This window comes from Streptacidiphilus sp. BW17, from assembly GCF_041262485.1.
Taxonomy (GTDB): Bacteria; Actinomycetota; Actinomycetes; order Streptomycetales; family Streptomycetaceae; genus Streptacidiphilus.
In genome coordinates, this window is the sequence record NZ_JBGCCR010000068.1 from 1 (window position 1) to 9704 (window position 9704).

Here is a 9704-nt window from a genome sequence, read left to right on the forward strand (position 1 = left end):
GTGAAATCCTCCGCGAACCGCCGCTCACCAGTCGCGTCGGGCACGTACTTCACACAGACAACGATCCTCAAGCTCACGACCTGTCTCCTGTACTGACTTGTGCGGCTGAACTGGCTCGTACCGGGTTGGCACACTCCCACCGCGGAGGGCTCGTACTCGCACCATAAGGGTACTCAGTGCCATATGCCAAGGCACTGAGTGCCATGAATGAGTCACAGTCCCGGGGAGACGGCTCCGTCCAGCAGCGGCCCGAGCTCGGTGGAGACGGCGGCGAGGGCGCGGATGTCCTGCTCCGCTCGGGCCATCAGCAGTGCGCCTTCGAGGGCGCTGATCATCAGCGTGGCCAGGGGGGTCGTCCGCTCCTCCGGGATACCGAGTTCCCTCAATGCGGCAGCGGTCGGCCGGATCCAGACGGCGAACGCCTCCGCTGCCGCCGTGCGGTTGGACTCGGACGCGTCGACGCAGTCGACCGTCACGGCTGCGACCGGGCAGCCCGACGCGAACCCCGCCGTCTCGAACTCGGTGGTCCACTGCCCGACCATGGCCGCAAAGAGCTCGCTGGGCCGGGGCTGCGGGCTGCCGGACCTGAGCGCCGCCAGGAAGCGCTCGACCTGCCGGGCCGCGTAACGTCCGGCCCAGCCGACCGCCTCGTTGACCAACTGCTCCTTGCCGCCCGGGAAGTAGTGCTGCAGCGAGCCCCGCGGGGCTTCCGCGTGTGTGGCGACGTCACGCATCCCCGTTGCCCCGACGCCGTCGCGGCGGATCAGCTGGGCGGCGCTGTAGACCATCCGCTCACGCGGTCCGTGCTTGGACGGCTTGGGTGGCTTGGACGGCTTGGGCGCTCCCGGCTCCGATGCTCCCGTCACGGTGACCGACCTCCAGCAGCAGGGACGAGGGTTGGTCCAGCCTATAGAGCCCGGTGACCCCCTCCCGCGCGCTGCGCCGCGCGACGGGCTCCGCATGACGCGCCAGCGCCGCCAGCAGCGCGGACCGGCCGTGGGCGACTTCGGCGACGAGTCGGGTGACTCCCCGGACCCGCGCGCGGGCGAGCAGGACCTCGGCCATCGCCCGCCCGACTCCGCGCCGCTGCCACGCGTCCACCAGCAGTAGCCCCAACTCGCCAGTCTCCGGCCGGGATTGATCCGGCAGGGCGAGGCTGCCGAGCCCGACGACCGTCCCGGAGTCGAAGTCGCGGGCGACCACGGCGTCGTGCAGCTCCGGCGGCCCGGTCAGCAGGCTCTCCAGGTAGGCGGCGGGAAGCGCGGACAGTCGCGCCCGGAACCGGAGCTGGACCGTCTCCGGTGAGCAGGCGGCGAAGAGCAGGTGCAACGCGCTCCGGTGGTCGGGGCGGACAAGCTCTATGACGGCTGTCATAGTTCCCATTATTATGACGTACGTCATAGAAGCAAGGGCCTGCAAGGGTCTGCAAGGTTCTGGGAGTAGCTCGTGAACGCGCGGATTGACGAGGGAACGTCGGTCGGATTCGTGGGCCTGGGCGTGATGGGCCTGCCCATGGCGCTCAACCTGGCCCGGTCCGGCACGCCGCTGGTGGTCTGGAACCGGACGGCCGCTCGCGCCGAGCCGCTGCGTACCGCCGGGGCGCAGGTCGCGGCGGACGTCGCCGAGGTCTTCCGGCGCTGCGCGACGGTGGTGCTGATGCTTGCCGACGAGGACGCCTCGGACGCCGTCCTGCGGCGCGGCACGCCGGACTTCGCGACCCGCGTGCGCGCCCGCACCGTCGTCCACATGGGCACGACCTCGCCGGAGTACTCCGCCGCCCTGGAGCGCGAGGTCCGCGCGGCGGGCGGGCGGTACGTCGAGGCTCCGGTCTCCGGCTCGCGCGTCCCCGCCGAGGAGGGCGCGCTCGTCGCGATGCTGGCGGGGGAGCCGGACGCGGTGGCGGCCGTCAGGGCGCTGCTGGAACCGCTCTGGCGGGAGGCCTTCGTCTGCGGCCCGGTGCCGCAGGCGCTGCGCACCAAGCTCGCGGTCAACATCTTCCTGATCACCACGGTCACCGGCCTGGCCGAGGCGTTCCACTTCGCCGAGCGGCACGGCCTGGACCTCGACGTCTTCCGCTCCGTCGTCGACACCGGACCGATGGCGAGCGCCGTCTCCCGGGGCAAGGCGGCAAAACTGACGCAGCGTGACTTCTCGGTCCAGGCAGGCATCCTGGACGTGCTGAAGAACAACCGCCTGATCGCCGAGGCCGCTGAGCGGGCCGGAGTCGCCGCGCCGCTGCTGGATGTCTGCCACGCCCTCTACGCCGAGACGGCCGCGCTGGCGGAGAAGAACGGCGACGGCGCGCAGGACATGGTCGCTGTCCTGCGCGCCGTCGAAGCCCGGGACGACCGGGCGGGCTGATGGTGGGTCAGCTCAGCGTGGCGAGCGCCTCGTTGAGCGTGCGCGACGGGCGCATCACGGCGGCGGCCTTGGCCGCGTCCGGCTGGTAGTAGCCGCCGATCTCGACCGGGGAGCCCTGGACCGCGATCAGTTCGCCGACGATGGCCTGCTCCTGCTCGGCCAGCGTCTTGGCCAGACCGGCGAACGCCTCGGCCAGCGCCGCGTCCTCGGTCTGCGCGGCCAGCTCCTGGGCCCAGTACAGGGCCAGGTAGAAGTGGCTGCCACGGTTGTCGATGCCGCCCAGGCGACGCGACGGGGACTTGTCCTCGTTGAGGAAGGTACCGGTGGCCCGGTCCAGCGTGTCGGCCAGGATCTGGGCGCGGGCGTTGTCCGTGGACTGCGCCAGGTGCTCGAAGCTGGCGGCCAGCGCGAAGAACTCGCCCAGGCTGTCCCAGCGCAGGTAGTTCTCCTTGAGCAGCTGCTGCACGTGCTTCGGCGCGGAGCCGCCGGCGCCCGTCTCGAACAGGCCGCCGCCGTTGATCAGCGGGACGATCGAGAGCATCTTGGCGCTGGTGCCCAGCTCCAGGATCGGGAACAGGTCGGTCAGGTAGTCACGCAGCACGTTGCCGGTGACCGAGACGGTGTCCTCGCCGCGGCGGATGCGCTCCAGCGAGAAGGCGGTCGCCTTCTCCGGGGACATGATCTCGATCTGCAGGCCCGCAGTGTCGTGCTCCGGCAGGTACTGCTTGATCTTGGCGATCAGGTTGGCGTCGTGGGCGCGGGTCTCGTCCAGCCAGAACACGGCCGGGACGCCGGTGGCGCGGGCGCGGGAGACGGCCAGCTTGACCCAGTCGCGGATCGGCACGTCCTTGGTCTGGCAGGCGCGGAAGATGTCACCGGCCTCGACCGGCTGCTCCAGCACCACGTTGCCCTCGGTGTCGACCAGGCGGACGGTGCCCGAGGCCGGGATCTCGAAGGTCTTGTCGTGGCTGCCGTACTCCTCGGCGGCCTGGGCCATCAGGCCCACGTTCGGCACCGAGCCCATGGTGGCCGGGTCGAACGCGCCGTGCGCGCGGCAGTCGTCGAGGACGACCTGGTAGACGCCCGCGTAGCTGCTGTCCGGCAGCACGGCCAGGGTGTCGGCCTCCTTGCCGTCCGGGCCCCACATGTGGCCGGAGGTGCGGATCATGGCCGGCATCGAGGCGTCGACGATCACGTCGGACGGCACGTGCAGGTTGGTGATGCCGCGGTCGGAGTCGACCATGGCCAGCGCGGGGCCGTCGGCCAGCTCGGCGTCGAAGGAGGCCTGGATCGCCTCGCCTTCGGGCAGCGCGGAAAGGCCGGCCAGGATCGAGCCCAGGCCGTTGTTCGGGTTGAGCCCGGCCGCGGCCAGGGTGGCGCCGTACGCGGCGAAGGTCTTCGGGAAGAAGGCGCGGACCACGTGGCCGAAGATGATCGGGTCGGAGACCTTCATCATGGTGGCCTTCAGGTGCACCGAGAACAGCACGCCCTCGGCCTTGGCCCGGGCCACCTCGGCGGCCAGGAACTCGCGCAGCGCGGCGACGCGCATCACGGAGGCGTCGACGACCTCGCCGGCCAGGACCTTGACCTCCGGGCGCAGCACGCTGGTGGTGCCGTCGTTGCCGACCAGCTCGATGCGCAGGGCGCCGTCCTTGGCGATGACGGTGGACTTCTCGGTGTGGCGGAAGTCGTTGACGCCCATGGTGGCGACGTTGGTCTTGGAGTCGGCCGTCCACGCGCCCATGCGGTGCGGGTGGGTCTTGGCGTAGTTCTTGACCGACAGCGGCGCGCGGCGGTCGGAGTTGCCCTCACGCAGGACCGGGTTGACGGCGGAGCCCTTGACCTTGTCGTACCGGGCCTTGACGTCCTTCTCCTCGTCGGTCTTCGGCTCGTCCGGGTAGTCCGGGAGCGCGTAGCCCTGCGCCTGGAGCTCGGCGACGGCCGCCTTGAGCTGCGGGATCGACGCGGAGATGTTCGGCAGCTTGATGATGTTGGCGGCCGGGGTCTTGGCCAGCTCACCGAGCTCGTGCAGCGCGTCCGGGATCCGCTGGGCCTCGGTGAGACGCTCCGGGAAGCTCGCGATGATGCGCCCGGCGAGCGAGATGTCGCGCGTCTCCACGGTGACCCCCGCCGTCGAGGCGTAGGCCTGGATCACCGGCAGGAGCGAATACGTGGCCAGCGCCGGGGCCTCGTCGGTGTGCGTATAGATGATGGTCGAGTCAGTCACCGGTACTCCCGCTTCGCGTCTACTTCACGATCACGATCACGTTCAGAACGTCTCGACATCAAGATATCTTGTCCGGGCGACTTCCCGGTACCGCCCCGCGTCTCGGATTGCGACACATCCGGCGGAGGCCCGCTAGGCGGTGGTCCCCGCCCGGCGGCGCGTCGAGCCGCTTTCACGGTCGCACAGTCGATCGAAGCACGCGTCCCGGGGTGGGGTGGGGCCCAGCCCACCTAACCCGCCTAACCCCCGGCGGAGCGGAAGCGGAGCAGGTTGCCGTCCGGGCTCGAGTTGCCGCTCAGGCTCACGGTGATCTCGGCGATCAGGGTGTGGCCGGAAGGAGTGCGGATCCGGAAGCCGTCGGCGAGGGTGCCGCTGACGGAGAAGGGCGGGGGTGCGTCGGCGTCGAGCGGTTCGGCGGACAGGACGACGCAGGTCGCGAGGACGTGAACGCCGGTGGCCGGTTGTGTCGTTGTGGCCAGCGGGAAGGCCGCGTGCGCGCCGAAGGCGTTGGCGTCCGTGGCACGGGCGGTGGCGCGGGAAGTGGTGTCGGCTGTGCTGTCGGCTGTGGTGGCTGCGGGGAGCATCCCGAAGCCGAGGATGGGTGCGAGTGCGCTGCGAAGGCGCAGGCTTGTCCGGTTCTCCGGCTGCTCGACGACGGTCCAGTGCCGCCCCCGGTGGGTGAGCGGCGGCGTCGTGGCGGCAAGGGCGTGTCCGCCCGCCGATATCCGCCAGCCCGCTGGGGCCACGACGGCGTGGAGGCGCAGCTCGAACCGGCCGTCGGCGAGCGTCCACGACTCGACGCGAGTCCCGGCGGCCCGGTCGATCGTGTGGGAGGAGCCGGCCAACGGGAGGTCGGGGACGCCGGGCTGGCCGGGCAGCCCGGCGTCCAGCGGGGTGATCGGGCCGCGGGGGAGCGGCGTCTGGTCGTCCGGCGGGCAGAGCGCGAGCTCGTTGTCCGCGGCGCGGTTCGCCGGCACCACGGGCCCGGTGCAGGTGGTGTACGCGAGCTTGGCGTAGTGCGGATCGCTCGTGCGCTCGCTCGGCGCGCTCCGGTCACCGGCGGCTGGGTCCAGACCGTCGCTGCCGTGGTTGTGGATGCGCACGACCCCGTCCGCGCGGGTGGCCTGCACCAGCCAGTTCGGTCCGCGAAGCAGCCGCACGCCGTCGGCCGCGTCGACCGGCAACGGCTGCTCGGCCGCCGTCCACGCGGGGTGGTCGGCGGGCAGCAGGAGTCCGAGGAACCCCTTCGCTGCCCAGTAGGGCGACGCGGGACCGGAGTACGGCTGCGTCATGCCGAGGAACTCGCCGTGCCAACCGAGCGTCAGCAGCCCGTTTCCGCCTCCGCCTCCGTCCCCGTGCTTGTCCCTGCCCCCGTCCGGTGCGCCGTGCTCCGCGAAGTGCCGCAGCATTCCGGAGGCGGCGCGGCGCACCGTTCCAGCCGGAACGGGTGCGCAGTCGAACAGCTCGCCCATCCACAGCGGCGCCGCCGCGGCGAACCGGTAGGTCAGCGAACGCCCCTGGTGCAGCGGCGCACCGTCGCCGCCGACCAGGTGCACGTAGTCGTCCAGGAACCGCCGCAGCCGTTCCCGGAAGCGGACGCCCAGCTCGGCGGCGAGCTCAGCCCTCGGCCCGCCGGCCGCGATCCGCGTCCAGAGAAGTGGATACAGGTGCAGCGCCCAACCGTTGTAGTGGTCGACGCGCCGCCCCGGCCCGTCCGTGTACCAGCCGTTCCCGAGGTACCAGCCGTCCAGCGCGTCCAGCCCGCGTCGGATCTCCGCGTCGGCGTGATCGGCCCCGACGGAGCAGAGGAACTCTTCGACCACGGTCTGGAACAGCACCCAGTTGTTCCCGACCGGCGTCCGCCCGACGAAGCCGCCGAGCCACTCCGTCGTCCGCTCCTGGGTCGCGGCGGGCAGCGCGTCCCACAGCCAGGACCGGGTCTCGTGCAGCGCGAGCGCGATCGACGCGGCCTCGACCATGGGCTGGACCCGGTCGCGGTCGATGCGCGGCCAGGCCTCCTGCGTGAGGCGTGCGTCCGTCCCGGCGGTCAGGCCTGCGGCGTAGCGCTCCAGCAGCTCCGTCGCCGCGTCGCCCTTCCCGTCCGCGCCCGCGATCCGAAGCGCGGCGAGCAGGAAGGTCCGCGCGTACCCCTCCAGCGCGTCCGACGCCTCCCCGGACCACGACGCCCGCCCGGGCAACGCGTACCCCGCACGGGCCGGGGTGGCGTACGGGGTGACCGCCGCGAGCAGCCGGTCCGCCTGCGCCTCCCAGTGACGGCGGTCCCAGCCGGTGTACGGCGAGAGGGACCGGTTCTCCGGGAGGTCGAGCGGCGACGGCGGGAGGGGGCTCGGGATGTGGTGCGGCATGGGGACCTGCCCGGGTCGGTCGACGGTGGTAAGCGCTTTCCGCTCGGACAGCACCCTAGTCCCGCTGTGGTCGGCTTGCCCAGACCTCCTGCCGTCGCACGGTGGCCTGCGGTCGGCTCGGTGACTGGCCGCAGTTCAACGCCGGGGCGCGGCTCAACGCCGGGGCGCAGCTCAACGCCGGGGCGCGGCGCAGTCGTAGAGCCGCTGCGGATTCTGACGGTTCGTCTGCAATCCAGCCAGCGCGACCGGATGGCAGTTGGCGGTCACCCACGACCCCACCTGGGCCGCCGTGGTCGGCTTCCGCGACTGCGGCGCACCGCCGCCGAAGGGCGATGAGGCGTGCTCGGCAAGGAGCACGTAGCGCAGTTGACCCGTCGTCACATCGCGACGGATGCCGTCGACCGTCGGCCAGGGCGCCTGCTGCGTGAACCCGCCGACCGGCAGCACCGGCGCGCCGGTCGCCAGGATGAACGGCGACGCCGTCGCCCAACTCGTCGTCGCGAACAGGTACCGGGCCCCATTCCGGTGCGCCGTGGTGAACGCGAGCACCGCCTGCTCTCCGCTGTCCAGCCGAGGCGCGCCGCCGAACCCGAACATCCGCCCCCACACGGAAGCCGCTGCGGCGAGCGCGGCTCCGTCCTCGGTGGCGGCAGCCGACTGTGCGCCCACAGGGTGTGCGGCGGCAGCGAGTTGGGTTCCGGAGCGGCTCGGATCCCCGTGCGCTCCGGGGTGCCCGCCGGACTCGCCGTCCTCCAACGTGCGCTGGAACTGTCCGAACTGGCCGACCTGTGCGGCAGGGCCGAGCGCGCCCATCATCGACCTCGCGTACGCCGGGTCGAAGACACTCGCCGTCCAGACCGCAGGCGTCAGCAGCACCGCGACCAGTCCGCAGGCCAGCCCGACCGTCCCCGCGAGGCCGAGGCGTCCGGTCGCGACCGCACCATCGGCGGTGACCGGACCATCGGCGGTGACCGGACCGTCGGTGGTGACTGGACCGTCGGCGGTGACCTGCTGCTCGCGGCGGAGCAGTGGCACGACCAGCGGCAGCAGGAGCAGCACCGTCGACACCACGCCCAGCGTCAGCGCCGTCGGCGTCACCCACGGCCGGAACGTCGGGTACGGCCGCGACAGCACGGCCGCCCAGCTCGCCGTGGCCGCCACGGTCACCGGTAGCGCGAACGCGCCCGCTCCGCCCGCCCGCCACGTGCGCCAGAGCAGCGGCAGTCCCGCTCCCGTCAGCGCGGCGGCCGGTGCCGCGATCACGCCGAGGTAGTACGCGTGCCCGGCCACGCTCCCCGCGCTGAGCACCACGAAGAACACTGCGAGCCACGCCCCCCAGAGCAGGTACCCAGCCCGCACCGGGTCGGTCCGCGGCTGCCGACGCCGCGTCAGCACGCCGACGGCGAATCCGGCCAGCGCGGTCGGGTACAGCCACCCCACCTCGCCCGCGAGCTCGCCGGTCAGCAGCTTGGCCCAGCCGTTCTCGGACTGGTCGCGGCGGGTCGGGGTGGGAGTCGCTGCGGCGGTCGTGGTGGTGGTCGTGGTGGTGCGTCCGGCCTTTTGGTGACTCTTGTCGGACTGCGCCGCGCCCTGCGGTCCGCCCCGGACCGCGGAGACGCTGCCCGTGTCGGCCGCGCTGAGTCCCACGGAGGAGAACCGGTTCAGGAAGTTGTAGCCGACGACCATGCTGATGGGGGAGTTGTCAGTGGTGCCGTCGACGTACGGCCGGTCCGCCTGCGGAGTGAGCGTGACCAGCGCGATCCACGATGCCGACACGGCGAGCGTCACCACGGCCGCGACCCCGACCTGCGCGCAGCGCCGCTTCAGCGAGGCAGGCGCGGAGAGCAGGTACACCCCGGCCAGCACGGGCAGCACCGCGAACGCTTCGAGCATCTTCGCCTGGAACGCCAGCCCGACCCAGACCCCCGCCAGCAGCAGCGTCCTGGTCCGCCCACCGCGCGCCGCCCGCTGCGTCGCCTCGGCGGCGAGGAGCAGCAGCAACGTGAACGCGGGGTCCTCGACCGCAGTCCGGAACAGTCCTGTCACGACCGGCGTCAGCATGAACGCCAGTGCGGCGAGGGTCCCTGCTGTGAGCCCCGCCCATCGCTTCACGATCACATGCAGCACGGCGACGCTGAGCACGCCTTCGATCACTTGCGGCAGGGTCAGCGCCCACGGATGGAATCCGAGGATCAGGGCCGACACGGCCTGTGGCCACAGGAAACCCGGGAGCTTGTCGAGGGTGATGGTGTTCCCCGGGTCGAACGACCCGAAGACGAATCCTTTCCAACTGAGCGTCATGCTCCGGACGGCGTCGGCGTAGAAGGGGTGGTACTGACTCCGGCTGATTCCCCAGGCAAAGAGCAGTGCGGCCAGCGCACAGAGCCCGAGGAGGGTCAGCCGGCCGCGCAGGACGTTCGGTCGTGGCGGGGCAGGGGAAGAGAACATGGCCATGGCGCGAATGTGCGACATGGTGGGCCGCAACGACGTCAACGGCAGGCCGAACTCATCGGATTCCCAGGTAATTTTTTCCATTTCTTGACGACCGGTCGGATGATCGTGCAGTTCGATGACGAAGTTGAATTGGCTATTGCCCCGAGCTGGGGGTTTTCACTCGTGTGGGGGACGGCCGGGGCTTGGCCCTGGGGTGGTGCGGTGTCATAATTGTTCTATGGACGCCTCGATGTTCGGGGGCGGGTGTGAAGACGGAGATGGCGTCCATGGGTGGGGTGGGTCCCCGGAGTCCCAGG

6 protein-coding genes are annotated in these 9704 nt (G+C 71.6%); 1 reads left to right on the forward strand and 5 read right to left on the reverse strand.

Going from position 1 to position 9704, the window contains the following annotated elements; genetic code table 11:
- Window positions 1-212: 212 nt before the first annotated feature.
- Together ABH940_RS36660 and ABH940_RS36665 are read right to left on the reverse strand one after the other, a co-directional pair.
- Complete coding sequence (locus ABH940_RS36660) at window positions 213-788, reverse strand: TetR/AcrR family transcriptional regulator (protein ID WP_370073018.1); 576 nt, start codon at window positions 786-788, stop codon at window positions 213-215.
- 4 nt (window positions 789-792) lie between these two features.
- The gene (locus ABH940_RS36665; RefSeq protein WP_370073017.1) at window positions 793-1374 is read right to left on the reverse strand and encodes an N-acetyltransferase family protein; all 582 of its coding nucleotides are present in this window, start codon (window positions 1372-1374) and stop codon (window positions 793-795) included.
- A 72-nt stretch (window positions 1375-1446) separates the two neighbouring features.
- Here ABH940_RS36665 and ABH940_RS36670 point away from each other — a divergent pair, with 72 nt between their 5' ends.
- On the forward strand, window positions 1447-2361 hold the full coding sequence (locus ABH940_RS36670; protein WP_370073016.1) for an NAD(P)-dependent oxidoreductase: 915 nt from the start codon (window positions 1447-1449) through the stop codon (window positions 2359-2361).
- Between the two features lie 7 nt (window positions 2362-2368).
- Here ABH940_RS36670 and ABH940_RS36675 read toward each other — a convergent pair whose 3' ends face one another.
- The 3 genes from ABH940_RS36675 to ABH940_RS36685 all read right to left on the reverse strand — a co-directional run bounded on the left by ABH940_RS36675 (window position 2369) and on the right by ABH940_RS36685 (window position 9408).
- Window positions 2369-4588: an NADP-dependent isocitrate dehydrogenase gene (locus ABH940_RS36675; protein WP_370107256.1), complete on the reverse strand. Its 2220-nt coding sequence runs from the start codon at window positions 4586-4588 to the stop codon at window positions 2369-2371.
- A 239-nt stretch (window positions 4589-4827) separates the two neighbouring features.
- On the reverse strand, window positions 4828-6954 hold the full coding sequence (locus ABH940_RS36680) for a DUF2264 domain-containing protein (protein ID WP_370107257.1): 2127 nt from the start codon (window positions 6952-6954) through the stop codon (window positions 4828-4830).
- A gap of 171 nt (window positions 6955-7125) precedes the next feature.
- Complete coding sequence (locus tag ABH940_RS36685; RefSeq protein WP_370107258.1) at window positions 7126-9408, reverse strand: ArnT family glycosyltransferase; 2283 nt, start codon at window positions 9406-9408, stop codon at window positions 7126-7128.
- Window positions 9409-9704: the final 296 nt, after the last annotated feature.